28 protein-coding genes are annotated in these 26,336 nt (G+C 34.0%); 21 read left to right on the forward strand and 7 right to left on the reverse strand.

What is annotated here, in order from left to right; genetic code table 11:
* Positions 1-7: 7 nt before the first annotated feature.
* Together BDD43_RS13800 and BDD43_RS13805 are read right to left on the reverse strand one after the other, a co-directional pair.
* A complete protein-coding gene (locus tag BDD43_RS13800; protein ID WP_121198225.1) occupies positions 8-784 on the reverse strand; it encodes a class I SAM-dependent methyltransferase in 777 nt (258 codons plus the stop codon).
* 60 nt (positions 785-844) lie between these two features.
* Positions 845-1,369: a hypothetical protein gene (locus BDD43_RS13805; RefSeq protein WP_147425636.1), complete on the reverse strand. Its 525-nt coding sequence runs from the start codon at positions 1,367-1,369 to the stop codon at positions 845-847.
* Positions 1,370-1,413: 44 nt separating this feature from the next.
* Between BDD43_RS13805 and BDD43_RS13810 the strand changes: the two genes are divergently transcribed.
* The 4 genes from BDD43_RS13810 (at position 1,414) to BDD43_RS13825 (ending at position 4,462) form a co-directional block, all read left to right on the forward strand.
* Entirely contained in the window at positions 1,414-1,746 is a 333-nt protein-coding gene (locus BDD43_RS13810; RefSeq protein WP_121198227.1) for a DUF5681 domain-containing protein, read from the forward strand.
* A 78-nt stretch (positions 1,747-1,824) separates the two neighbouring features.
* Complete coding sequence (locus BDD43_RS13815) at positions 1,825-3,009, forward strand: terminase large subunit domain-containing protein (protein WP_162847071.1); 1,185 nt, start codon at positions 1,825-1,827, stop codon at positions 3,007-3,009.
* An 11-nt stretch (positions 3,010-3,020) separates the two neighbouring features.
* Positions 3,021-3,650, forward strand: coding sequence for a hypothetical protein (locus BDD43_RS13820; RefSeq protein WP_147425637.1), 630 nt, complete (start codon positions 3,021-3,023; stop codon positions 3,648-3,650).
* A 194-nt stretch (positions 3,651-3,844) separates the two neighbouring features.
* Complete coding sequence (locus BDD43_RS13825) at positions 3,845-4,462, forward strand: hypothetical protein (protein ID WP_121198230.1); 618 nt, start codon at positions 3,845-3,847, stop codon at positions 4,460-4,462.
* A gap of 5 nt (positions 4,463-4,467) precedes the next feature.
* On the opposite strand, the gene BDD43_RS13830 is transcribed toward BDD43_RS13825, so the two are convergent.
* Complete coding sequence (locus tag BDD43_RS13830) at positions 4,468-5,349, reverse strand: hypothetical protein (protein WP_121198231.1); 882 nt, start codon at positions 5,347-5,349, stop codon at positions 4,468-4,470.
* Between the two features lie 99 nt (positions 5,350-5,448).
* Here BDD43_RS13830 and BDD43_RS13835 point away from each other — a divergent pair, with 99 nt between their 5' ends.
* Both BDD43_RS13835 and BDD43_RS13840 read left to right on the forward strand, forming a co-directional pair.
* Entirely contained in the window at positions 5,449-6,693 is a 1,245-nt protein-coding gene (locus BDD43_RS13835; protein ID WP_121198232.1) for a hypothetical protein, read from the forward strand.
* A gap of 34 nt (positions 6,694-6,727) precedes the next feature.
* On the forward strand, positions 6,728-7,291 hold the full coding sequence (locus tag BDD43_RS13840; RefSeq protein ID WP_121198233.1) for a hypothetical protein: 564 nt from the start codon (positions 6,728-6,730) through the stop codon (positions 7,289-7,291).
* A gap of 39 nt (positions 7,292-7,330) precedes the next feature.
* Here the strand turns inward: BDD43_RS13840 and BDD43_RS13845 are convergent, their stop codons facing one another.
* Entirely contained in the window at positions 7,331-7,870 is a 540-nt protein-coding gene (locus BDD43_RS13845; RefSeq protein ID WP_121198234.1) for a hypothetical protein, read from the reverse strand.
* Positions 7,871-7,952: 82 nt separating this feature from the next.
* Here BDD43_RS13845 and BDD43_RS13850 point away from each other — a divergent pair, with 82 nt between their 5' ends.
* Both BDD43_RS13850 and BDD43_RS13855 read left to right on the forward strand, forming a co-directional pair.
* Positions 7,953-11,003 carry a DUF5977 domain-containing protein gene (locus BDD43_RS13850; protein ID WP_147425638.1) on the forward strand — a complete coding sequence of 1,017 codons (3,051 nt, stop codon included), beginning with the start codon at positions 7,953-7,955 and terminating at the stop codon, positions 11,001-11,003.
* Positions 11,004-11,042: 39 nt separating this feature from the next.
* Complete coding sequence (locus BDD43_RS13855) at positions 11,043-13,676, forward strand: hypothetical protein (protein ID WP_121198236.1); 2,634 nt, start codon at positions 11,043-11,045, stop codon at positions 13,674-13,676.
* Positions 13,677-14,061: 385 nt separating this feature from the next.
* On the opposite strand, the gene BDD43_RS13865 is transcribed toward BDD43_RS13855, so the two are convergent.
* Entirely contained in the window at positions 14,062-14,553 is a 492-nt protein-coding gene (locus tag BDD43_RS13865) for a hypothetical protein (RefSeq protein ID WP_121198238.1), read from the reverse strand.
* A gap of 140 nt (positions 14,554-14,693) precedes the next feature.
* On the opposite strand from BDD43_RS13865, the gene BDD43_RS13870 reads away from it, so the two are divergent.
* From BDD43_RS13870 to BDD43_RS13930, 13 genes are all read left to right on the forward strand, one after another.
* A complete protein-coding gene (locus tag BDD43_RS13870) occupies positions 14,694-15,317 on the forward strand; it encodes an XkdF-like putative serine protease domain-containing protein (protein ID WP_121198239.1) in 624 nt (207 codons plus the stop codon).
* A gap of 34 nt (positions 15,318-15,351) precedes the next feature.
* The gene (locus BDD43_RS13875; protein ID WP_121198240.1) at positions 15,352-15,981 is read left to right on the forward strand and encodes a hypothetical protein; all 630 of its coding nucleotides are present in this window, start codon (positions 15,352-15,354) and stop codon (positions 15,979-15,981) included.
* A gap of 16 nt (positions 15,982-15,997) precedes the next feature.
* A complete protein-coding gene (locus BDD43_RS13880) occupies positions 15,998-16,891 on the forward strand; it encodes a hypothetical protein (RefSeq protein ID WP_121198241.1) in 894 nt (297 codons plus the stop codon).
* Positions 16,892-16,960: 69 nt separating this feature from the next.
* Positions 16,961-17,509: a hypothetical protein gene (locus BDD43_RS13885; RefSeq protein ID WP_121198242.1), complete on the forward strand. Its 549-nt coding sequence runs from the start codon at positions 16,961-16,963 to the stop codon at positions 17,507-17,509.
* Positions 17,510-17,632: 123 nt separating this feature from the next.
* Positions 17,633-18,013: a hypothetical protein gene (locus BDD43_RS13890; RefSeq protein WP_121198243.1), complete on the forward strand. Its 381-nt coding sequence runs from the start codon at positions 17,633-17,635 to the stop codon at positions 18,011-18,013.
* Positions 18,014-18,015: 2 nt separating this feature from the next.
* Positions 18,016-19,956: a phage portal protein gene (locus BDD43_RS13895; protein ID WP_121198244.1), complete on the forward strand. Its 1,941-nt coding sequence runs from the start codon at positions 18,016-18,018 to the stop codon at positions 19,954-19,956.
* Positions 19,949-20,530 (forward strand): DUF6712 family protein, encoded by a 582-nt coding sequence (locus BDD43_RS13900; RefSeq protein ID WP_121198245.1) that lies wholly within the window; start codon positions 19,949-19,951, stop codon positions 20,528-20,530. Before BDD43_RS13895 ends, BDD43_RS13900 begins: the two co-directional genes overlap by 8 nt.
* Positions 20,530-20,973, forward strand: a complete 444-nt coding sequence (locus tag BDD43_RS13905) for a hypothetical protein (protein ID WP_121198246.1) — start codon at positions 20,530-20,532, stop codon at positions 20,971-20,973. Before BDD43_RS13900 ends, BDD43_RS13905 begins: the two co-directional genes overlap by 1 nt.
* 36 nt (positions 20,974-21,009) lie before the next feature.
* Positions 21,010-22,968 (forward strand): SGNH/GDSL hydrolase family protein, encoded by a 1,959-nt coding sequence (locus BDD43_RS13910; RefSeq protein WP_121198247.1) that lies wholly within the window; start codon positions 21,010-21,012, stop codon positions 22,966-22,968.
* A gap of 29 nt (positions 22,969-22,997) precedes the next feature.
* A complete protein-coding gene (locus BDD43_RS13915; RefSeq protein ID WP_121198248.1) occupies positions 22,998-23,759 on the forward strand; it encodes a hypothetical protein in 762 nt (253 codons plus the stop codon).
* A 130-nt stretch (positions 23,760-23,889) separates the two neighbouring features.
* On the forward strand, positions 23,890-24,360 hold the full coding sequence (locus BDD43_RS13920; protein ID WP_121198249.1) for a lysozyme: 471 nt from the start codon (positions 23,890-23,892) through the stop codon (positions 24,358-24,360).
* Positions 24,341-24,817: a phage holin family protein gene (locus tag BDD43_RS13925; RefSeq protein ID WP_121198250.1), complete on the forward strand. Its 477-nt coding sequence runs from the start codon at positions 24,341-24,343 to the stop codon at positions 24,815-24,817. Before BDD43_RS13920 ends, BDD43_RS13925 begins: the two co-directional genes overlap by 20 nt.
* Positions 24,810-25,478 (forward strand): hypothetical protein, encoded by a 669-nt coding sequence (locus tag BDD43_RS13930; protein ID WP_121198251.1) that lies wholly within the window; start codon positions 24,810-24,812, stop codon positions 25,476-25,478. Before BDD43_RS13925 ends, BDD43_RS13930 begins: the two co-directional genes overlap by 8 nt.
* Here the strand turns inward: BDD43_RS13930 and BDD43_RS13935 are convergent.
* Together BDD43_RS13935 and BDD43_RS13940 are read right to left on the reverse strand one after the other, a co-directional pair.
* The gene (locus BDD43_RS13935) at positions 25,467-25,820 is read right to left on the reverse strand and encodes a hypothetical protein (RefSeq protein ID WP_121198252.1); all 354 of its coding nucleotides are present in this window, start codon (positions 25,818-25,820) and stop codon (positions 25,467-25,469) included. The genes BDD43_RS13930 and BDD43_RS13935 overlap by 12 nt on opposite strands.
* A gap of 284 nt (positions 25,821-26,104) precedes the next feature.
* The gene (locus BDD43_RS13940) at positions 26,105-26,329 is read right to left on the reverse strand and encodes a hypothetical protein (protein ID WP_121198253.1); all 225 of its coding nucleotides are present in this window, start codon (positions 26,327-26,329) and stop codon (positions 26,105-26,107) included.
* Positions 26,330-26,336: the final 7 nt, after the last annotated feature.

Genomic DNA, 26,336 nt, shown 5'->3' on the forward strand with positions numbered 1-26,336 from the left:
ATATGAATTATTCTTTATTAAACTCAAAATCCACAATTTCACAGATAGGGCTAACACCTTTCCAGCTATCCCGGTAAACACTGGTATCAATCCCGATATTGAACTGATAATTAAAACCAGTTTCGTTAATAAACTTTTGCACCTTGGCAGGTAAGCTTTGGCCGTGGGGGTTATAACCTTTGTTTGTTTGCCTTAAATCCATAAAATATGGTTGTCCTGAATATCTAAAAGGCGTTGAACCTTGCGGGAGTATGAAACAACCATAATCTGCTATTTTAGAAGCTATTTCTACCGTAATTAGGTCAAATTCACAACCTTTGTATTTAAGGTCAGAACGTACACTTTCATCTATTCCGGGTTTGATTTTACCAAACGGTGGGTTACTTATACACTGGTCAAAATGGCCGAAGGATTGATAATCAAAAATACTGCCGATAATCCAATTAGCTTCTGGTAGTAGCTTTTTACCTACTTCATAGTATATAGGATTCAATTCCACACAGGTAATATCTTTACAATCTCTATAATGGTAGGCAACAAAAGCTAACATACCAATGCCAGCGCATAGGTCAATGGTCTTGGCATTATCATAAATATTTAGTGAGAAATCACGGGCTAAATCGAAAGGTGTAAAGAATGCACCAGCTTCACTATTTAATGATGTGGCTGATTCATTCCATTTTTCAAATACTATAAGTTTTTCTTCAAATGTTAATGAATCTTTTTTAAGAAGTTCAACCGCTATATTATGTTTTTTAATTTGTGCTTTAGTAAGTTTTGACATTTATCGTTTATAGATAAATAGTCTCCACATTTACAAAGTATTCCTTTTTTAAAAATATTATTAATCCAGATGTAAGTAAATTGGAATATCATTGTCATTATAAGTTATATATCTTATAATGAAATCAGATTTCTTAATCCAAATATTCTTTGTAGGATTTTCAATTATTTCGTTATATGTTGGTGAATTAACATTATACATATAAAGTTCAAAGTCAGTTTCACTAAATATATTTGAAACCTTTATTTCACTTTTATCTAAATGAATTAGTTTTTCAATTTTGGACAGTTCAATAAGTGCAATTGGCTTTGATTGTTCGTTTAGATGTTCGGTAATCTTTAATATTTTATATTCCTTTTCTATATCAATAACGTATTTTACATTAACAGTTTGAAGTTCGCTGTAACCAGTAGCCAAAATTTTAATTTCTTCTTCACCTTCAGTAAATTCAATAACAATGCCGTTATTAAATTTATATGGACTGGTATGGGAATTTAATTCAACCTTGTCCCCACGTTCTATTGCATATTGATTCATAGCTAAAGATAGCCAAAAAGTAATTAACCCCTCTCTTTTTTCTCGCATATAAGACTATTAACTACATAGAAATATACAGGGAGAAAACAGAAATGTCAGATAAAAAAAATTTATTTAAGCCGGGGCAATCAGGCAACCCGAACGGTAGACCAAAAGGTGCAAAAAATCGTACTACAGAGGAAATAAGAAAGCATATCCAATTTGTTCTTGATGGTCAATATCAATCGTTAGAGGCTGATTTAGATTCAATGTCGCCCTTCCAAAGGGTTATGATGGTAGAGAAATTGACAAAATTTTTCTTACCAGCGTTGGCGAAGAATGAAAACGATACCAATGTTTTAGGAGAGGTAAAAGTAACTGTAAGCTTTGTTGATACCCCTATGAGGGATAATGATAGTTCAACTAATGAATTTCAGGTTGACTAAAATCCTTTGTTTTAGTTAATTGGTTGATTCCGGTTGATTAAAGTAAAAGGGGACAAAAATTAGGGACAAAGGTTTATTTTGAACGTTCAATTAACGCTACCAAAACCACATCAGGGGCAACAACAAGTATTAGATTCTAAAGCGAGATTCAAAGTTTTATTGTGTGGCCGTAGGTGGGGTAAATCATTAATCAGTCAAATAATATCAATATTAGGGATATTAGAGGGTAAGAGTATAGGGTATGTTACACCAACGTACCAGTTAGGTAAAATCTTCTTTCAGGATATATTAAAGCTGATACCTACCAAACTAATTAGGTCTGCTAACAAAACAGATTTAATTATCAATCTTATTACTGGTGGTGCATTATCCTTTTTAACGGGGGAACGCTTAGACAACTTTAGAGGGCGCAAGTTTCACACGGTTATCATTGATGAGGCCGCGTATATACCAGACTTAGAAAATGCGTGGTTAAATAGTATCAGGCCAACGCTTACAGACTATCAAGGTGATTGTTTATTTATAAGTACACCACGTGGTAAAAACTATTTCTACAGCCTTTATAACAAGGGTTTGAATAAAGAAGATGGTTATGAATGTTGGCACTTTACCAGTTATGATAATCCGCATATATCAGCCAGTGAGATTGATTTAGCAAGGAATGAATTACCTGATGCAGCCTTTAGACAAGAGTATTTAGCAGAGCCGGGGGAAAACACATCTAACCCATTTGGTACCGATAACATTAAAGATAATACCATAACTACGTTAAGTTATCTACCATCACAGATATTAGGAATTGACCTTGGCAAGCATAACGATTATACAGTGATTACAGGTTTAGACGAACACGGGGCAATGAGTTACTTTGATAGGTTTAAATTGCCTTGGGCCTTAACAATAGAAAAGATTAAAGCGTTGCCCGATTACACATTAAAGGTTATTGATAGCACTGGTGTAGGTGATGCAGTGTTTGAACAATTATCAGCCACCTGCACCAACATTACCGGGTTTAAGTTTACCAGTACCAGTAAACCACAGATTGTAATGGAATTGGTTAAATCTTTAGAGTTAGGTAAAGTAAAAGTAAATGAGGTTACAGCAAGTGAAATGATGGTATTTGAATATAAGATTCAACCATCAGGGCATATTAAGTACGAAGCACAATCAGGTTTTCACGATGATACAGTAATGTCGCTCTGTATGGCAAACCATTATTTAAAACAAGCCAGCTTATCAAACTATAGCGGGTGGATTTATTAAAAATTAATACAATGAACTATAACGAGATAAAAAACAAATTGCCCAAATGTTGGGAAGATATAACCTTAGCTACTTATCAAAAGCTATCTGCTATTGAAGTGCAGGATGATTTATTTGATGAAATCATATTTACCCAAAAGATAGAATCCGATATTAATACGAATATAGAAATCATTTGTCTTTTAACCGGGGCCATTAATGATGATATAAACGCTTTAACGATGGTTCAGTTAACAGACTTAATATCAGTGTTGGCTTTTATGGATACCGAAATAGAACCATCAGCTAATAAGATTAAGTTTAAAAAGTATAATGAATTATCGTATGATGATTTTATTAGCTATACCAAATATTGGGAGAATCAAAGCGAGGTGTTTAATAACTTAGATACTATGCTATCAATATTTAGTAAGGATAAGCTATCCAATGAATACTTTTTAAATCTAAGCATCCCGGAGGCGTTGCAATGTTTTTTTATACTGCAACAGAACACCAAAAAGTATTTGCGGAGTTCGACGGTTTCTTTGTTAAATCAGTTGGTGAAGATAAAACTAAAGGAGTTGAAGAAGATGCTGATGTTATATTGCAGGAATCTTTTTCAATCGAAAAAGACTTTAACAGCAAATGGAGTTATTGGTTAATTGCCAAAAATGTATCTGAGTTTACATTACAAAAGTTTCAGGAGGTTTTAGAATCTAATGTTATTGAAGTTCTTACAATAGCCAGTATGCTAAAAGAACAAGTATCAGTATTGCAGAATAGTAATGGCAAACTATCTAACTAACTCCCTAATAAACTAATTAACAGATTCAAAGACCGATTATAGAATACAGAGATGGCAAAGAACTTATCACAGGCAAATGCAGCCCTATTAGAAGGCTTAGGAGAGAATAAAAGTAAATTTACTACTATATTATCAGCCGCCGAAAATGCTTGTGCAGAATTCATTAAAAGGGTTAAAGCCAATATTCAATCAATACCCGATTTTGTTAATACTGGTTCAATAGAAAATTTAACGTTAGAATCGTCAGGTAATGAAATCCATATAAAGGGTTCAGAACATTTATTGTATCAGAATTACGGGGTTAAGGGTTCAGAATCATCAGCATTAGCACCCAATTCACCTTATTCCTATACTGATAAGAGGCCGCCAATTGAACCTTTTTTGGCTTATATCAAAACAAAAAATATTAGGTTGGTTCACAATGAACGCTATTATGGCAAACCTTCACCATTTAAAGAAATAACCTTAGACAAAGCGCAATTGAAATTAGCTTGGGCTATGAGTACTAAAGTATTCAAAGAAGGCTTTAAGCCTCAACCTATCAAATGGGAACAAGAGAAAGAAAAGCTTAAACAAGATTTAAAGGACAATGCCAAAGGTTTTATCATAGGTAAATTGAAAACTGAAATCTATAATAAGTACGGCAATAAAATTGACCCTACTGGTTAACTCAATTACTGAAATTCGCCTATAACTATATTAATAGCATCTTTTTGCATAGGTTCTAATTTAATTCCTTTTGTAATTGGTTGATTATAATTTGCCATACGTATGCCACCACCTAATTGGTAGCCCTTTTCCCTTAAATATTCTGAAATCTGCGCGGGAATCAAAGGTGCATTGCAATATTGTTCAGTAAGAATATTAACTGCATTAGGCTCTGTATTATTAGTCTTACTAATCTTTTGTAACAAATTATATAGAACATTAAGTGATTTTTCGGATAATTTTCTATCGGTAGTTACGGTATAGAAATAACTATCACCAACAGTGACATTACCGTAAGTGTTTCCGGTTCCCCCATTAAAATTGTTTTTCCCACCAATGTTGCCGTTGTTAGTTCCATTGTTTTGATTTACTTCATTATTCCCTTTTTGGTTTGTAGTTGAAACTGATTGAGTTTTGGTTGAATCAACAGAGTTATGTTTCTTTTTTATAGAAATATTAACGTTTTTCTTTTTTAAAGTTTGGTGATTAAATCTTTTTTTTGATGGTAAATTAATTATCTGTAAAGTATCCTTCAATCTGATATTGGTTTTTGTCGCAGCAACTTTTGTATTTTTAATTGATGTAAAGCTATGCAATATAAAACATATAAATAGGCTGATAATTATAACCATTCCGCTCACCATATATTTTTCACTTTTGATAGTTAATTTATTAAAAATGTATGGAATTAAATAAATTAGAACTGTTATCAAAAGGGTATAAAATAAAATCGTAGTAGATGGATTTTGAATAATAGCCTCAAATGAAAAAACTTTTATGTTAAAACAAATAATAACAATGGCTGATATATTTACGAAAACCGAAAGATAACTCTTTAATTTAGTCATTAGATGATAAGGTTTATAATAAATAACTAAGATACTCCCAAATTTAAAGTTGTGCAAGTTATTATATTGAGATACCCCTATTACCTATCAAAATAGGCAATGGTTTCATTAATAAAATCTCCACAAAAATACAGCCCCGTAAATAATCCACTGGTTTTTCAAATACAGTCTGATAACGTCAATATTCAATATTTTGCTGTACAGCTATTAAATGGTGCAGGTGCTATTATCAATAATTTCAGGTTATTTACCAGCCCCAATTACCGTAATGGTACGGTAGCGGATTTTTCAGATATATTAAGCAATACAATAAACTCCCAATTGTTGCCTTCGGTAAACCTTATTGACGCAACGCCTAATATTTTAACCTCTTATCAATTAAACATAACAGAGAAATTATATAGTGGTGGTACTATCGTTGATGGCGTAACCCTGATTTCTGATAGGTACCATACTTGGATGGGTGGAGTAGATAAGCTTAGTTTTAGTAGCTACTATTACCCTGATTATGTAGCTATACCGTACAACAATGCAAAGTTTTTAACTACTAAGCCAGATAATTTAATTTTAGATTATCAATCGTCTGAATATTTATCTTTTATTAATAGCAGTGGCGCAACAAAAGTGCAAATCAATACTTATAACAAAGTTTTACTAAGTGGCTATACCAAATCACTAACAGGTACATCGAAAGCTTTAAGGATTGATGTCAGCCCTTTCGCATTAAATAGAGAATTCAATATTGATTTTACCTTGGTTGATTATTACACGGTACAACTTTTAGATAATAGCAATTCAGCCAGAAGTAATTTAAAATCATATAAATTTAAAGCGGTTAAAAATACGGATAGGGTTGAAGTGTTGTTTGCCAATAAATTAGGTGGTTTTGATAGTTGCAGTTTTTTCAACATCAGACAAGCTATCAATAACATTACACCGACAACCATTAATAAAAACCCGTATGATTTTGATTCTTCTACTGGTACATATAGCGAAATAAATAACGGAGTATATAACCCGGAGGTTGATACCATTAATGTAAATTATGATAGTACCTATAAAGCCATTACAAGGCCGTTAAACGATGCTCAGGGATTTTGGCTTAAAGAGTTAATGACAAGCCCCAAAGTATATATTAAAGTAGCTAATGGTGCGTTTCTGCCAATACAGATAAAAAATACTATTTATACGGTAAACAGACAGAAGTTTAATCAAAACCTAATGCGTTTGGAACTGGAATTTGGTACAGGTAGTTATGATGGTTTATTATTCAATGCGAATGCTGTTATTGGTTCAACAGGTACAAGAATATTTGGCGACGAATATGGAGATGAATATAATTAAATAATTGTAACTTAGGTTAAATTAACCTATAGTAATGTTTAATATACCTACCCTACCAACCGATAGTTTGTATAAATTTATGTTTATAGGAGGAATTGTTTTAATATTATTTTCCTTTTTTACAATGAATCGTGCTTCTGATGATATAAAGCTTAAGCGAAAAGCTGCTGATTCTTTATCGGCAACTATTCGTACAAGAAATAAAATTGATAGTTTAAAAAGCCGTTGGTTTGACCGAAATTTAAATAGCCATATCTTTACCACCGAAGAGCTTAAAAGTCAAATTGAAAATGAAAGAAAAAATTTAATTGATTTTATTTCTTTAAGTGATGCCTATGAAAAGAAGGCTCTCGACTTAATTAAAGATGAACATAAAATTGATTTGATTAGCTTTTTTATGGGCGTTTTGATTGTTGTAGGTATTACTTTTACTATCGTTGGAGGGTGTCAATGGTATATCAAAATTCAAATCCCGCAGGATAGATTATTGCAAATTCAGCTTCAACTGGCTGAAACGGAACTTAAAAATGCTAAAATAATGCACGTGGCCAATACTTATAATAGAAACTATATACCGCAGAAAACAAAAAAGGGCTAACCATTGCTGTTTAACCCCCTTATATTAGGTGCTTAGTGTTTAGGCTAAGATATAAATATCTTTCTTACCTTTTTTACCATTTGTTGATATTCTACCGCTACCTTTCAAGGATGATAAGGTTTGCGTTATGGTTGTGCCTGTTTTATCAACATCAAAGGCTTTATCCAATTCAACTAATTTAGCTATTACTTCTTCATTAGTCCCGGATTCTATTTGAGATAAAGCGAAAAGTATTTTTGTGTTCCACGCTTTTGCATCTTCATATTTTTCTGGTACTTCTATAGCTTTTGATTTAACCTTAGCGGGTTTTACTTTTGCTTTTTTTGCATTTAAATCATCAGGGATAGCTATCTCACCCTTTAAAAGACGTAAAAAATAACTATGTCTTTTTATTTCTTCGTCAATATCCTTAACGTTATATTTTATATTAATGTCTTTTATTAAGCCTTCATATTCGGTTTGGGCTTTTTTTAATTCTTCTTTCAATAATGATTCAGTAGAAGTTTTCTTTTCCTTGAAATGATTTAATTCTCTTTCAACTTTTTCTACGGTTGATTCTTCTTTTTTTGATTCTGCCATTTTGTTTTTTATTAAGGGGGATAAATTCAGTTATTCTACAAACATATTAATCTATTTTATATTTCCTATTAACAAAGTAAAAATGTTAACTACTTCTAATTATAAAATATATCTTATTGATACTGGTACTACTGCTAATTATGCACAATTAGATTGCGAAGATATAGACTTGAATACTACATTTTCTGTCAGTGATTTAAGTAATATAGACAACCGAAAAGATTTTATTACAAAAACAATAACTTTTAAAGCAACAAAAAATAACAATATTGTATTTGGTAATTTATCAAACCTGAATAGGGTTGTTGATGATACAATTTCATCAACATTTTTCTTTAATTTTAATATCACTAAGGATGTTGAATGTATGGTATTTGAAAACAATACATTAGTCTTTAAAGGCAATCTTTCTTTTCTAAGTTCACAACGCGATAATTTAGGTAATCTAACTTATTCTTGTTCTATAAGAGGATTTATGGTAGACTTTTTTAGCCAAATAAAAGATTTAACAATTGCTTCTTTAGATTTTTCTTCTTTTGCTCATACATACAATATGACAAACATTGTTAACTCTTGGAATTACAAATATATTCAAAATGGTTCAACAATAACCGGGCAAACAGGTAACGGCTATTTATACGGTTTTGTAGATTATGGTGCAGGTATTGTTAATGATGATAGCTTTTCAAATAAGATAGATTATAGAAATTTCAGACCTGCCATTTATTTAAAAGAATATTTCAACGCTATATTTTCACAAAGTGCATTAACCAGTAGCTATAGTTATACAATTACCGGAAGTACTCATTTTATGGAAAGCTTTAATAAAGCTATTGTTCCAAATAATGATTTAGATTTCTCTTTTACATTAACACCTTATGTGATTTTTGAGGTTGAAAATAATTCAATACCAAATACTTACGATGCTGATGCACAAACAAGTTATAATTCAACTTATAACAGGCAAGATTATACCCATTTGTTAGGCTTTACAACTGTAGTTACTGGTTCAACTGGTCAAACGTTTATAAATCCCGCACTTGATAACGGACAAATCATAAATTTTAACAATACTATCAATACAACAGTTACCGCTTCAATAGTATTTGATTTTAAAACATTGTATTATCCTTTGTCAACAACTGAAAACACAGTAATCAGATTTCAATTGATGTACAGGGATAACCCAACGTTGGAATTTCAGAATCTTGGGGGGGCAACTAAAGAGTATACACCTTTTCAACTAATTAATGATGTAAACCAAACTTTAAAGCTAAGTATAACACAAACTTTTCTTGCTGGTGGGCAAATTGCGTTGATTGCCTACATTGACCAATATCACGATAGAAAGAGCTTTGTTATTACCGTTAATAATGTGGATTTGCAGATAGGTACCATCAGACAAACCAGTCAGGTAACGTTAAATTTAGGAGATAAAGCCATATTGGTAGCACAAAATATGTTAACCGTTAAACAGTATGATTTTCTAAAATCAATCATTAATATGTTTAACCTATATGTTTACAGTGACCCAAATAATCCTAAAAATATCATTTTTGAACCTTATGATGATTTCTATAAAAAGTTTAACATTGGTACAATCCGGGATAGTGCTTTAGATTGGACAAAGAAGATAGATAACAATAGTTCTTTTACCATTACACCAATTGCCGAATTATTTAAAACGTATACTTTTAAGTTTAAAGATGAAACCGATTATCTATCAAAAATATACACTGATACTTGGGCTGATACCTACGGAAATTTGCAATTAAGCGGTTCAACATCCGGGGATGAAAAGGATATTAATTTGATTTTTGCCTCAACACCAATTTTAAATCTATATGGCAGAAACTATGCTAACTTTTGGGAATTAGATTCAAACTTTCAAAAGAAACCTAAAGTATCACAGCCCCGTTTATTATTTTATAATGGATTGCAAGCTACATCAACTTATGAGATAGGTAAGATTATTAATACACCTACAGGTTATACATTCAATTCTATTGATACCAGCAATATAGGGGCTTACACTTTTGGGTATTATGCAGAAGCTAATGAATATACCGTTACCAGTGATGGGGAATTTTCTGATTTGATTTTTGATATACCAAAGGAACGTTTTTATACTTCTGGTGGAACTTTTGTAAGTTATGGCTCAGGTAAAAAAACTTTATACGACCGTTACTATAACAACTTTATAACAGAATTAATCGATAGCAATACAAGGGTAATATCCGTTGATGCTCACCTAAATGAAAGTGATATTCAAAATCTAAACTTTCAGACACCGATATATTTTAATTCTATCTATGGAAACAGTTATTTCAAATTGCTATCAGTTGAATACACTAATAAAAATCAAAAGAGTAAAGTTAAGTTTCAGTCTGTTTATATCAATGATGAAAATATTTCATTTTCTGGTTTTACCAGCGATTTATATTCAAACTACTATACCCGCAATAGTTGCGGTTCAGGCTTTACAGGAGAAAGTATTAAGTATGTTGTCCCGGTTGGTCAATTTACATCTTTACTTAGTCAAGCTGATGCCAATAGTTTAGCTGTAGCCTATGCTAATACGAATGGTAGCTATGTGGCTAATACCTATGGTTTATGTGTTAATACTGGTACATCTTTCAATTTACGTTTTGATGTTTCTTCTTTCGCGGCTTGTTCTTCGATAGATAGTGCAACCTATTATACCAACACAGGTACATTATCAAGCGGTGCAACCATATTCAATACGGTTTCCGGCCATACTTTAAGGGCTGTATTTGGTTATTACAGTGATGGTAGTAAATATTATCAAACCGATTATACTTCAACAATTATTTCTTCTGGTGTATGCGGTTCTACAGGGTCAACATCGACTTATAATCCAATAAGTTTATCATACAGCGACAATGAATATTATGCTTGTTCAAGGGCTGTTTCAGTACCGGAGAGTAATCAGGTATTTTATATCAGTAGTATGTCTATGGGCTTGGGCACTCACATTTATACAAATACCAGTACGTTAACTTTTGGCCCCGATGGTTGGTATAGTGATAAATACGCTGCCTATCAAGTATCCGGTGGTATAGTCCTGTTGATAGAAAGTTGCAGTTCAGTAAACGGTAAGCCGGGACACTAAAACTGTTATCAGCCTATTACCTCCTAAACAATTTGGGTAATGGCTGATAATAGCGAAGATAGGATTTTATTAAACGTTGGGTTAAATACAAGTGAGGCCGAACAGAGTTTAACGGCTCTTGGGCAAAAGGTTAATGCGGTTGCTAAACAGGATTTGGGCACCAGTTCGGTACAATCATATAAAATTCAGATTAGGCAATTAACCAATGAGTTGCAGAAGATTGAGCAACAACAAGGGCGAAATTCACAAGCTTTTAGAGAAGGTGCAGCCCGTTTAGGAGAGTTAAAGCAAAAAGCGGTTGAATTTAAAGAAACGGTAAATGCTTGGAACCCTGCTAATAAGTTGGCCGGACTATCTTCTATAGCAAAAGGTATCGGTGGTGCTTTAAGCGGTGCAGCCGGGGCTATGGGTTTATTTACAGGTAGAAGTGAAAAGGCAGAAATCATTATGCAAAAATTGCAGTCGGTTATGCTTCTTTCACACGCCCTTAACTCAGTAAGGGAAATGTCTGTAGGTTACAAAGCTTTGTTGGCAGTTATGGGTTTAACCCGTACATCTGCACAAGACGTAGCAACAGCGCAAGCAACATTAACGGCAGCACAAGAAGCTAACACTGCTGCAACCGCAGAACAAATAACAGCACAAGAAGCCCTATCTGTTGCACAATTAAAAGCTGATGCAGCAAGCGCGGAGGCAGAAGCTGCACTTATAGCTTTTAAAGAGGCCGATATTTCGGCAACCTCTGAATTAACCGAAGTGGAAGCTGCCTATTTGGTAGCTGCTAAAGCTAAAGCTGCTGCATTGGCAGAGCTTGCACCATTACAAGAAGCGGTATTGACAACCTCAAAAGCACAAATTGAAACCGATGTTGAATTAGCTGCTTCTACAGAGGCCGTAACGGTAGCAGAGGCTGGAGCTTCGGTAGGTGCTGTAACGTTAAAAGCTTCACTTTGGGCTTTAGGGATTGGTATAATTATCAGTTTGATAGCTGCTTTAATCAGCAATTGGGATAATCTTAAAAAGTATATTGATAAATTATTTCCATCCTTAAAAGAAGGTACAGGGTTTTTTAAAGAAATGATGCAGGTGATTACCGGGGTTGGTAATGCTATACTTCAATATTTAATTTCTCCAATAAAAGCCTTTATTGATTTGATACAAGGCAATTTTAAAGATGCCCTGAACGATTTAACACAAGGGATGGATATTGTTGCCAATTATAAAGAAGGCGCAAGTGAGAAGGCTAAAGAACAGGCAGAAGAAGAAAGAAAGGTTAGGGTTCAAAAAGAAATTGATGCTAATGAGCGCATTATCAAAGAACGCGGTGCGTTAGGCCTAAAAACCACTGATTTAGAGATAAAGAACCAACAACTTAAAAATAGTTTACTTGATAAGGATGCTAAGGACTATGAAAAATCTAAACTCGATGGTGAATCTGCAATAAAAGTATTACAAAATCAGGCTATCAAAGAACGTCAGGATGCCATTGATAAGGCTAATAAAGCTGCACAACAAAAAGCAGACGCTTTAAAGAAAGAAGAACTTAACAAACTTAAAGCCGGGATAGATGATGCTAACAAAGTTATTTTGGGAGGTATTAGGTCGCAACGTGACATTGAAATTTCTGATGCTCAATTTAAATATGATAAACTGGTAGCTATAGCCAAAAAATATCATCAGGACTATTCAAAACTGGATGAAGCTTTTGTGATAGAAAAAGCCCGTATCAATAAAAAATACAGTGATGAAGTACAGGCCTATCTTGATAAGGTTGATGAAGAAAGTTTAAGTGAGTTTGATAAAAAGCGCAAAGAAATTAACAAAGTTGCTGATGAAGCCCTAAAAAAAGCTAATGAAAGAGAAAAGGGTTTAATTGAACAAGACCGCAATTATCAATTAACAAAAACCGATAGGGAAGAATCTGCTTCAAATAGTGCTGATGATGCCAATAACAATGTATTAGGTACTGAAAATGGCAATAGAAAAGGTGCTAAAGACAGCTTAAAGACCTCTTTTGCTAAAGACGAAGCTATCAGAAATGCTAAACTATTGGCTTTACAGGCTAATTATAACAAAGAACAGTTATTGGCCGAAGGCAATTATCAAAAGCTAAAATCTTTAAAAGCTGAATTTGAAAAAAATGTAGGTGATTTAGAAGAAGAAGGTACACAGGCCCGTATTGCTTTAGCGCAGTCTGAAAAAGAGGCCAAACTAACCCTTTATAATGCTATAGGTAACGCTGCCAACGCTGCATCAGATATTATTGGTCAAAATACCATTGCTGGAAAAGCCTTAGCAGTTGCTGCTGCCACAATTTCAACTTATAGTGCTATTGCAGGTCAATTAGCTGCTTTTGCTGGTGTACCGATACCCGGATATGCCATAGTACAGGCTGTAGCCACAGGTTTGGTAGGTTTTGAGCAGATTAAAAAGATATTGGCGGTTAATGTACCGGCTTCTGGTGCAGGTAGTAGCACGGGCGGGGTTAGTTATTCGCCACCTACAATTAATAGTACTATACTTTCAAGTGCTAAACAAGGTATTCAGGATGTTAACGTATTGAATCAGCCTAAAAGCAATAACCAAACGGTAGTTAAAGCTTATGTTGTTGACAGGGACGTAACAGAGGCACAAAACAAAACCAATTACTTAAACAGGCAATCAACTATTTAAGTTGAAAAAATGTATCTTGCTGCCTTTAAAATATGAGAAATGACGTTTTTTGATTTTGTAAATTTAATTTCTTGTATATGCTCTATTACAGGAATATCATTATTGACTATTTTTAATTTTTTTTCTTCTAAAACCAAATATGTTAAAAACCTTACGCCATACGTACGGACAGTAATAATAATTTATTTATTCTCCTCATTATTTACTTACAAGCCTTGGCGAAATTTACACGACGGGGATTTAGATAAAAAACCTATATATAAAATACAACACGATACCATTATTAAATACAATACGATAGTGAAATACGATACTGTTTATATAAAAGGCAATAAAATTTTCAATAATAAAATAAGGGATGTTCAAACTTTAATTCAACATTAATTTATTGTATAAAGTCAATACCAGTAATTGTAGTTTCTATTTTATACTTGCTTTTAATGATGAAAATCAATTGTGATTTATTGTAATATGAGGCCTGTATTGAGGGGCTACTGAAATAAAATGATAATTTGTCTTCTTGTAATTCTGGAAAGTTACCGAGATATACTTGTAACCCCTTTACATCAACTGAATCTACGGGTGCGCTAAAAACTAACTTTAATTTTAATGAAAACATCGTATTCGAGTCATTATTACCAATACAAAAGGCTGTTATAAATGTACCTGTAGTTTCTTTTATTTGATATGAACTCAATAGTGTTATTTTAACCTTTTCGGTTTTGTTAATTATAACTTTCCCGATGTTTATTTTGGCATCTTTACTGTATATATTAAGCTCCTTAACTTCTCCTATCTGGTTATTATATATATTCTGTGCGTTAGCCAAAGTTAGCTTTAAAAAGCATAACGTAAAAAGTATAAATTTCAACTGCATTTAATTAAAGATTAAAACTTTGTAAAGATAAAACAACCATATATTTTATATGTGCTTTATTTATCAACACGTGGAATGCAGTTATAGTTTATATTAGTGAGTATTATAATTATATTCAATCATCCTATTACCTCCATAGGATGAAATTACCATTAATTGAACTTACTGTAGATGAAGCAACCGATGCTTTTGTTTCGGCTATCGCTTTAGTTGAAAACCCCGCCATTGAATCAGATTTTTTAGCTTTTAACAAAGTTGAAAAGTTTGCTATGAATGAGGATAAGCAAATCCTTATCGGTGCTGCTATGACCCCTGATAAACCGATATTCAGGACAAGCCCCAAAGGGGATTACTATTGTATTTTTTCCAAAGATACTATCCAAAAGATACAACAAATCTTCTTTAAAAAAGGGCTGATTCAGTCCCTAAATATCGACCATAACGCTAAACAACCCTGTTTAGATTCTTATATATTTCAATCGTACATAACTGATGAAACTATGGGCGTATCCGCGCCAAACCAATTAGGGGAATTGCCTGATGGTACTTGGATTATAGGAGTTAAGATAGATAACGCCGAATTGTGGAAACAGGTAAAAGAAGGTAAAGTAAAAGGTTTTTCAGTAGAAGGTATATTTTCAATGTTGCCTACAGATATATCAGTTGAAGATATAACCCCGGCTGATGATGATTTAGAGCTAACCAAAGCCCTAAACGATTTCAATAAAGTATTGGAAAAAGTAACCGCAAAGAAATTTATTTAAGCCAATAGCCTATTCACTATTTATAAGAGAAATTATGAATAGACGAAAAGCAATAGAATCAATTTTTAAAGCAACCAAAGCTATTGAAAATCTTATTTCAGGTACCAGTGATTTTGAAGCTGTGCGTGTAAAGGATGGAGATACAATGGTGAATTATGGGGAATTGGTAAAAGGTGCTGCTGTGGAAATTTCTACTTCAACAGGTTCTGAACCAGCACCAGATGGAGAATACAACCTTTCAAATGGCGTATCATTCACTGCAAAAGATGGGAAAATTGATAAGGTTATAGCTGATGGTAAATCGGAAGAAGATTTGGGAGATGATGAAGATTCAACCGATGAAGATTTAGCTACCGTAGCACCCGAAGTTGAAGATGAAACCAAAGAAGTAGCCCCGGAAGCGGAAAATCCAACGTTGGCAATCCAAACTTTGATAGATAAAATCAATGAACTGGAAGGTATCATCAAAACGATACAGGGTGTAATGCCTACAATGCCAACAAAACAAGAAATGAGTGCAGTTACTGATGAGATTCAAAAGCTTAATAAAGCAATTGGAGTATTGGCAGAAACCCCCGCAGAATTTTCAAAAGTAAATAACACTATTGAGGCCAAAAATGATAAAGCTTCAAAATTAGAAGCCTTGGCTTCATTGATGAAATAAAGAGAGATAAGAGAAGATGAGTTTTAACATTTCAAGTTTACCAAATTACGTAGACCAAAATTCAAGAAAATTTTTAGTAGAGTCAATCTACGAAGCCGATACTGCCAAACTATTAAAGGATGCAGGTACCATTATGGTAGGCATAAAAGGCACAACTGCCATACAGCAATTACACAATGACATTGTTTTACAAGATGCATCTGCTTCTTGCGAACGTAACCCACAAGGTGCAACTACTTTCAGTCAATCATTTATAACCGTGAAACCGTTAAAAGATGAGACCAATTTTTGCCAGAAACCATTGGAAAACAAATGGATGTCGCAATTTTTATCTAAAGGTCAAGAATATACTCAATTGCTTTTTGCGAACGATATAATGACTGATAGAGCTAACAAGATTGCAGAAGCTAATGAATTTTTGATTTGGCAAGGTAATGTATCAATAACTGGTACTACTAACCTAAACCAATTCAACGGTTACTTAATTCAAATGTCTGGTTCAACTGCAACTACTCCAACTGGTGCTACACTGGTAGAGAAGATTCAAAACTTATACTTATCAGTACCTGCCAAAGTTCGTACACAATCGGATTTTAGAATTGTAATCGGTGCTGATGTTTACGCAGAGTATATAGTTGCATTATCAAATAAAAACATTTTCCGTCCGGTTGATGATGTATCAGTTTATGGTACACCTGCAAAATTTGCTGTAGTTAACGGCTTAGTTGGTACACGTAAAGTTGTTGCAACAAGATTAAGAAGTTTAGTTTTAGGAACTGATTTATTAGGTGAAGAAGATAAAGCTTCTATGAACTATTCTATCGAGACTAAAAATATCTATGTAGATTTTTACTATGCTTTAGGTGTAGCTGCAATCTATCAATCAGAAATTACTTTAGGTACTGTATAATAATAAAAGATGATGAGCGGGGGCTGTAAATATTCAGCCCTTTTATTCATCATAGAGAGGAAAATATAAATGGGATTAAATAGTGTAAAAGCATATACTAAACAAGCTGGAAAAGGCTATAGCGGTGGTGTACAAAAATTATGGGCAATTGCTTATTCTGATTTAGCTACCGTAACTGGTTCAACAGAAGTTTACACAACTGCATCAGGTACAACTCAAATAAATGCAATTGGTTTAGCATCAGGTGCAACCTTTACTTCAATTGGTTTACTACGTGAAAATGCTTCTTTTAAAGGAACTGCAAAGCGTGATGCCAGTACAGGTGCTTTTGATAATTCAATAGAAGTTGGTTTTTCAATTAGTAATATCACAGATACAGCAAAGCAATTTGTTGATTCATTATCTTATGCACCAGTTGCATTATTGATAAAATTACGTTCTGGTAACTATGTTGTAACGGGATTGAACGGAACTATGGAATTTAGTGAGGCTACTGAAGATTCAGGAACTAAAAACGGTGACTTTGTAGGTTATCTAATTAAAGTTATGGGATTTGAAGACGGATTTACAAAAACTGTAGACCCTGCATTAATTGCTTCAATTGTTGATAAATTATAAGTTATAAAACTTAGTTAATGTAAGCCCTTTAGAGAAATCTAAGGGCTTTTTTATTGCTTAATTCTAAGCGTTGTAAACCTCTTTATTTATTTACTTAATCCTATTACCTCCCAAAGATAATAGATGATTCTGATTGATTTAAACAAGCCTGAACTGGATATAATAGTAACGCTTACCAGCGACTTACCAACTCAATTTATAGGTGTTGAAAATCCAACTTATATAATGGTTTTAACAAATGTTTTTAGCCATAAAGTATTTGAAATACCGCTTGCCAATAATATAAGTATCAATCAACAGAGGTACGACCATTATAGAATTGATACCACTACTATATCAACTTTAGAAACTGGTTTCTATTCCTATGAAATCTATTTTATCTCCATACAGGATTCCAATTTAATTGAAACTGGTACTGCCAATGTTTTAGGAGCAGGGATGCAGAATAACACAATAATATTTAATGAAGCTGGTAATTCGGACTTCATTGTTTTTAACAAATAATAATGACAGGTAATACAACACATACCGAAGTTTATAACTTTAGCCAACATATCACACCCTTACCTATAGAACAATTGCAATCTCATAACGATAGGCAATTTGTTATCTATGGATTAGATAATCTTTATCCCAATTTTCTATTAGAATTATACAATGGTTCGCCCGTTCATAAAGGTGTTATCAATAGCAAAAAAGATTATGTAATTGGCGATGGGCTTTATTTCAAGTCAGGTACTAAAGTTGATTTTAAACCTAACCCTACAGATACATTTGAACAACTTATAGGTAAAATAGTAAACGATTATCTCATATTCAATTATTGGACTGTAGAAGTTGTTTATAACAAGTTGGGTAAGGCTATACAATGGAATCACATCCCGGCGCATAAAGTAAGAGCAAATAGGGATAAATCTAAATTTTGGTATTCAAATGATTGGTTCTTTGAATATAATAACCTGATTACTTATGATGTATGGAAGGCTGGTAAAAATGAGGATTATAAAAATAAATTGTTTTTCAATGCTGCTTATACACCATCAGTCAATAATGTTTATGCCGTACCCGAATACAACGCGGCCATAAAATCTATTGAAACCGATATTGAAATCAGAAAATTCAACATCAACAACATCAAAAATAGCTTTTCGGTAAGTACTATCATTACCTATTTCGGCGGTACACCAACGCCCGAAATTAAGTCTACAATGGATAGGAAAATTAAAGATGCTTATTCCGGTTCAAATGGGCAAAAAATGATAGTTGGTTTTCAAAACGAAGGTTCAACGGCACCCGATGTTAAAAATTTAACAAGCCCTGATTTTTACAAGCAATACGAACAGCTTAAAAAGGATACACTTGATGATATAATGTTTGCTCACAGTGTGGTTAGCCCTGCTTTATTCGGTATGAAAACCGAAGGCCAGTTAGGCAACACCACTGAGTTAGAACAAGCTTATGAAATTTTTAAGAACTTATATGTAGTAGGTAGAAGAAATGAATTAGAAACAGCTTTAAATAAATTATTTGCTGATGCCGGGATGGAGACAATGGAATTTAAAGATAACGGTTCGTTGTTCGCTTCTACTTTATCAGACCAGTTAAAGGAAAAGGTTTATACTATCAATGAGATAAGAAAAGAAGCAGGTTTACCGGAAATAGAAAATGGTAACAGGCTTGTTGATGAGGTAAAACCTGTACCAACGGCTGAACCGACCATTACCGGACAAATACCTGATGTAACACCCACAGGTTCACCAGTAGCCCCGATAGCAATTAAGCCAGCTAATGTAAGTTCAACCAATAACAAGTTTTCTGATGTGGTTTACCACCACTTGAATGATGCTGATTTTGACAAGGTTAAACATTTGGGAAAGGGTAAATCAGAGTTTACCACTTTAAAGAAATTAAGTTATTCTATTCAAAATTTTAGCGATGTTAAAGCAATTGAATTAGCTTTTGATGATAATAAGGATATAGCGGATTATATTTTAACCCACGGTATCAGAAATCAAACAGCATCACAGATTAAAGCGATTATCCGCAAGGAATTAGGTATAACAGTTACAGCCGAAGAAATACGCACCATCGTAAAAGATTTAAAGGATTCCGGGGTTGTTAACCACGAAACTACCGATGGTAAGATAACAGTTAAACCAAACGAAAATAGTTTGGAAAACATCAAAAGGGTTGAAGTAAGGTATGAGTATTCGGGGCCGATGGATGATAAGAACAGACCATTTTGTGCTAAACTGATGAAGCTTGATAATTACTATACCAGAGAAGATATAGAACTAATGAGCGCGGCCTTTGGCTATTCAATTTTTGACTATAGAGGCGGGTTTTACCACAATCCCAATAGCAATGTAACAACACCTTATTGTAGGCATAATTGGGACGCTGTGAGTGTAATTTTAAATAAAGAGGGAGAGGTAGACAGTGAGTAAGGTTTTATTTTTATCAGAACAGCAATTAAAAGATAACAGCGTAATTGAAGCACACGTAGATTCTAAAATTTTATCCAATACAATTTGGGAGGTACAGGAATTTGAACTAAAGCCAATATTGGGTAAAGACTTATATCAATCAATTGCTAATGAAGTATTATCAGCCTCAACCATTTCAGGTTATACCATTAGTGAAACTAATTTGGAACTGTTAACGGATTATATCAAACCGTTTTTAATATACGGTACGCTATCTTATGGTTTTATTCCACTCCACTATAAGATTACCAATAAAGGTATAAACAGGTTAACGGACAGTAGCGTAGCTTCTTTGCAGAGTACAGAATTGGAGTATGTCAAAAATAATTACGATACCAAATTTGATAATTATAAACTCAGATTGGTTAATCACTTAGCAGTTGACTTAAAAGAAGATGTAAGTGATATAATTGATACGACTGGTGACAGTACTGGTTGGTTCATTCCCGATAATCAGATTAATGTTGAAGATTTCTTTGAAAGTTTAGCATCAAAAACCGGACTGTACAGGGGATATATAAGAAGGGGTTATTAATGAAAAGCCTGAACCAGTTAAAAACAATTATTGTTGATTTCTTTAAAAGTCATTATATGGTTGGCAGTGTTTACTATACTGATGATTTTGATTTTGCTGCATATCCTGATATTAAGTATAGGGTTGTACAGATACAACCAGTAGGCAATACCTCCATTATAGGTAAAGAGATAATAAACCGATTTAAAATTATGATTGCCGATATTGAAGATGCGAACAATTTTCAATTATGTGATGAAATTTGGAGCGATTGCCAAAGAATAGCCGATGATTTTATAACCTGTTTTGGTGATGATGATTTCTTTGATTTCTATCTTGACTACAATTCGGTTGATATGCAAAACTTTAGCGAGGTTGCCGGGGATAGACAATCCGGTATTGTTTTTATAGCCTCAATCCGTCAAACAAGGGAAATGAACCCTGATGCCATACCGTTAATTTAATTATACTTAATACCCTATTACCTGCAAAACAGGTAAATGGATATTTCAAATTTTTTAAGCGGTGTAACCCACAATATAACAAGTCAAACTGCACCGAAATCTATATTAGGTTCTACGGTTGGTAATACTTTTACCGATTTGGCAAACCTTACAAAAACTACAATTGAAAGTTTAAGTGCAGTTACTTTCAAAACTTTGGGCGGTGCTGCTTCTGATAATGATTCCTTAGCTGCATCATTAGCCACAAAATTAGATATACTATCAAAAGCTACAGGTGCGCAAGCTTTAGCGGGTAGTGATGATACGGCCTATATGACTCCGTTAAAAACATCACAAATTGTAGCATTCGGTAATGCCAACTTTAAAGGCACTGCTGTACCTACAGATACACCTGTTACTGGTTCAACTGCTGTTTTTTGGATAGCATCACAAGCAGGTACTTATACCAACTTCGGCAACGTTGTTGTTAATTCAAATTCAATTGCGGTTATCAGTTGGAACGGTACGGCTTGGTCAATTTCTCAATCACAGGTTATTCAAACCCCAATTACCAGTTGGTCAGCATCTACCTATACCTATGGCACGCAGGTAAATTATAACGGGATGGATTGGGTAGCCCTATCGGCAACCACATCAACAGATGTACCCGGAGTAAGCACCAAATGGACACCACGTTTATCTTTTTATACCAAAGCAGAAACTGATGCAATCAGACCATTAGGCTATGATAGTAGCGCATACGCTTATGCAGTTGTAGACAGTAACAATAATTTGGCTTTTACAATTGATAAAGCTGGTAAGGTTGGTACGCCGAAGCATCCCGATTTAGATACCTCCATTTCTACACTTGAAAATTATGATTTCGCTTGGCAAAATGAAAGTGGTTATGTGTGGGGTGTTTGCGATACTAATTTAAAAGTTGCGATGGGTATTGATTTGGCGGGTAATTTGATTTTAAAAGGTCAAAGTCTTAGCTCTACACTATCAACTTACAATTCACGTATTACAGCAATTGAAAGTAATGATTTCGCTTGGCAACCTGAATCCGGGTACCAGTGGGGTATCGTTGATAGCAATTTAAAAATTCCGTTAGGTATCAATCAGGCAGGGCACGTTTTAGTTAGCGGACAAGATTTAACATCATTATTGAACAGTAACATATCAGCTCAGTTAGCCGCTTTAACATCAGCAAGGGATATTTCTTGTTGGGGTGATAGCTTAACACAAGGTGCTGGTGGTGTTGCTTATGCTACTCAATTAGCCGCTTTACTTGCTGATGGTAGAAATATTTATAATAACGGTGTAGGTGGTGATACTTCGCCCCAAATTGCATTCAGGCAAGGCGGTATCAATGTACTTTGTACCATTACAGCAAATACAATCAATGCTTCTGGTGCTACCGTGGTAACACCCGCCAACGCTAATATAATGCAGATTAATAGAACTATAACGGGTTCATTATTCCGTATCAAAGGCACATTGGCACGTTTAAGTGATGGAACATACACTTTTACCAGAACACTAAACGGTTCAAATATAGCAACAGAAAATCAGGTATATTTTATCCCTGATGGTACGGCACAACAAAACAATACTTTGATTTTTTGGGCAGGACAAAACGACCCCCGGTCAAGTAGTGGTGTTACCGATACTTTAACCAATACCGCAGCAATGGTAGCATTTACCAAAGCTGTTAATAAAAGGTTTTTAGTGATGTCTGTACTTGGTGCTAATGCCGGAAGTTCGGGCGGTACAGGTTACAATTATATCATACAGACTAATCAAGCTCTTAGAGATGCCTATCCTGATAATTTTATTGATGTAAGGCAATTATTGATAAGAAGCTATGATTCAAGTCAAGCACAGGATGTAATTGACCACACCAACGATATAGTTCCAACTTCATTAAGAAGTGATGCAGTCCATTTGAATACAGCCGGATATGGCATAGTAGCGCAAGCAATAAAAGATTTCTTATTATTTAAAAATTGGTAATCTTCAAAAAAATATAAAACACAAATAAAATGAGTTTAATACACAAATTACCCGGAGTTGCATTTACTGATGCTACACTTCCAAAATTATACAGAGATGCTATTGTAAATAGCGGTTCTAAGTTCTTATTCGATTTCAGTAACAGTTGGTGTTGGCCTAAACAGGCAAATCCCGTCATTACTGATACTTTTGTCAATTTGATTGACGGTTTATCCGGTGCTACAATTAGTGGTACCAATGGCGGCTTAACCTATGGTGGCGGCGGTATTTATATGCCGGGCTATACTGGCGGTGCTGGTTCATCATCAATTGAATTGGGTGCAAACTATAGTATTGGTGCCGATGCTTCGCCCAATGCTTTAATCATTGATTGGATAAAGTTACCTACTGGTTATGATACAGGTTCAACCGTATTTTTTAGAAAAGCCACAAACTCAGGTAACACCTACAATAATGCGCAATGGTCTTTTGAAGCTGCTGGTAACATCTTATCAATTCGTTTCGGTTCTAACGTGACTTATTTTAGTTACACGTTACCTGTAAATGTACCCGTACAAATGGCTGTTAATATTACTAATACCTTGTTGACGCTATTTATAAATGGGGTGGCTGTAGCAACGGCTGTACCATCAGTTGGCTTAGTTGCCGCCGATAACTTAGGCTTATGCAGGTTGCCGTATTTCAAAGGTTATACCTACCGTATTTATGGTGAAAATCTATTGGTATCAGGTAAAAATGCTGCTGCACAAGTGTTGTTAGACTATAACAACAACGTGTCTAAGTATAGCTAATAAATAGCTGCTTAACTGAGTTTAGCTGTGTAGCAAAGTATGGTTAATAATAACTAAAGTTCTAACTATGACAAGCCATTGGGGTAAATCCTGATGGCTTTTTTATTCAAATATCCTATTCCCCGGATAGATGAAGTTAGACGAAAACGGGAAGAAATTTATTTTCAATCAGGAAGGTATCAGGTTAAAAGCATATAAAGATTCTGGTGGTGTACCTACCATTTGTGTAGGCTGCACATATTATAGTGATGGTTCAAAAGTTAAAATTGGGGATAGCCGTACAATGCAGGAATGTTATCAGCTATTTGATTTGGTTGTGGCTGATTTTGAAAAGGCTGTTACCAAAGCTGTTAAAGTACCTATCAATCAAAATCAATTTAATGCGCTGGTATCTTTTGCATTTAATGTTGGTACCGGAGGTGTTGAACATTCATCATTATTAACTGCAATCAATAGTAAGGCTTCTGAAACCGAAATAAGATTGGACTTTGCCAAATGGAATAAAGTACAAGGTATAGCCAATGATGTATTAACCAAACGTAGAAAAATGGAAGCTGATTTATTTTTTAAAGCGATTAACAATGAAAACCCTAACCACTAAATATAAAATGAACTATCTCACTAATTTTTTGAATGGCTTATGGTCTTTCGCTGGTAAATATGCTATGCTTTTTCTGGTTTTTTTAACACCAGTACACCCGCTATTATATACTATTTATATCCTTTTGGTATGCGATTTAATTACCGGAATAACCAAAGCCGTTAAAATCAAAGAGGCTGTTACCTCAAAAAGAATGAGGGATAGCGTCATCAAATTTGTTTTCTACTCCATAGCTGTATTTATTGCGTTTCAGGTTGATATAACGCTTTTTAGTGCTACCGCCTTATACCTTGCCCGATTGGTGGGCGGTTACATCATTTTGATAGAATTTCAATCCAACATTGAAAATATCAGTACCATCACAGGTATTGATTTATGGGTTATGATTAAAGATAAGGTTATGAGTTTTTTTGATTCAAAGCTAAAAGAAAGTAAGGGAGATAAAACCAATGCTTAATTATAAACGCAACTTTTATTTTCTTTTGGTTATTGCATTTTTTGCCGCCATAACATTAGGATATTATGCTTATCATCAGCATCAGGTTATAGCTTTAAAGGCTAACCAGATAAAGGCTTTGCAAGACACTTGTGTACTTTACCGTACCAAAAACGGTGCATCAGGTGCAAGCAAATTGCTATTCACAGGTACTAAAGACGATGTACTTGCAGTACTTAAAGAAAAAGATGCTGTAGCTTACCAAACCGTAAAAGCTACTGATGGTATACATTCTTACAAAAGCTTTTCAACCCTAACCAAAATTGATACTATTGTTAAAGCTGATACTGTTTATATAGTAAAAGATACCACCGGAAAATTAACCTATAGGCTATCAAAAGATATTAATGTACCGGGGCTATATGATGCCAAAATAAGCGTTGTAAACGATTCTGTTAGCTTAGGGCTTAAAGTATATGATAAATATGTAATTGTGGCTAAGGAGCGTTCTAATGGCTTATTCAAATCTAATAGTATCGTTGTTTCGGTAGAAAATCAAAACAAATATGTGACAGTGTCAAATCTTCAATCCTATGAGATTCAGGAAAAGAAAAAGAATTTGGGATTGAAAATCGGTGGTTTAGTTACAATCGGTGGGTTAATTTACTTTTTAGTCCGTTGAATCACGTTTTTTTCTACTTTCGGCTGCCAATTGTTTGCCTAATGAGTTGATTTCTTTATCGGATAATTCTGATTCATCTGAAATTTTATTTTCGCTACCTTCCTGTTTCTGATAAAAAACACTTGCAGCCGTTCCAACTTGTTGATAAAGACTTTCCGGGAATTGCTCTTTAATAGGGTTAGTTCTTTCCCATAAACCTTCTATCAATTCAAGGTCAACTGGTTCCCTATCGATTACAAACGATATTTCCTCATTTGTCAAATCATTTCCGGGGGTTCTCCAAAATGCCTCCACATTGTAGGTGTTCGACCCAATTGTTATTTGTTTTTTGAAATGCTCCATAATTTTGCTTTCTCAAATTTGAACAGGTTTCAGCGAACAAAAGAATAAATTACAAAATAGATTACAAATCGGAAAAGAACAGCAATCAGGAAAAATTATTGACAATTGCGATTATCCCGAATTGTTACATTTGGGATTTTGTCCCTTTTTGTCTTTTTTTTTAAAAATTAGCTGTTTTTTGCCCTCACAAAAAGTGCTTCATTCAGTTAAAACCGGGGCAAAATGGGATAAAATCAATTCTTTTCTCCAATAAAATATACCCTCATTTAATTTGAATGCATTTTTTATTTGGATTTGTGAATGCGGTTAATTACCCTCAGATGTGCTTCGTGGCGCATTTGATTTAGTTCTGCCAATTCCCTTTGCTTTTTTGTTGGTTTTTTTTCAGATGGTTTATCATCTAAATAATTATAACGGGAATTTATTTTTTCAATATCCCGTTTAATAGTTGCAATGTCGCTTTGTATATTCTGAATCCCGGCCAGTAACTGTGATAGTATGTCTTCCATTTAGCTA

This window comes from Mucilaginibacter gracilis (assembly GCF_003633615.1).
Taxonomy (GTDB): domain Bacteria; phylum Bacteroidota; class Bacteroidia; order Sphingobacteriales; family Sphingobacteriaceae; genus Mucilaginibacter; species Mucilaginibacter gracilis.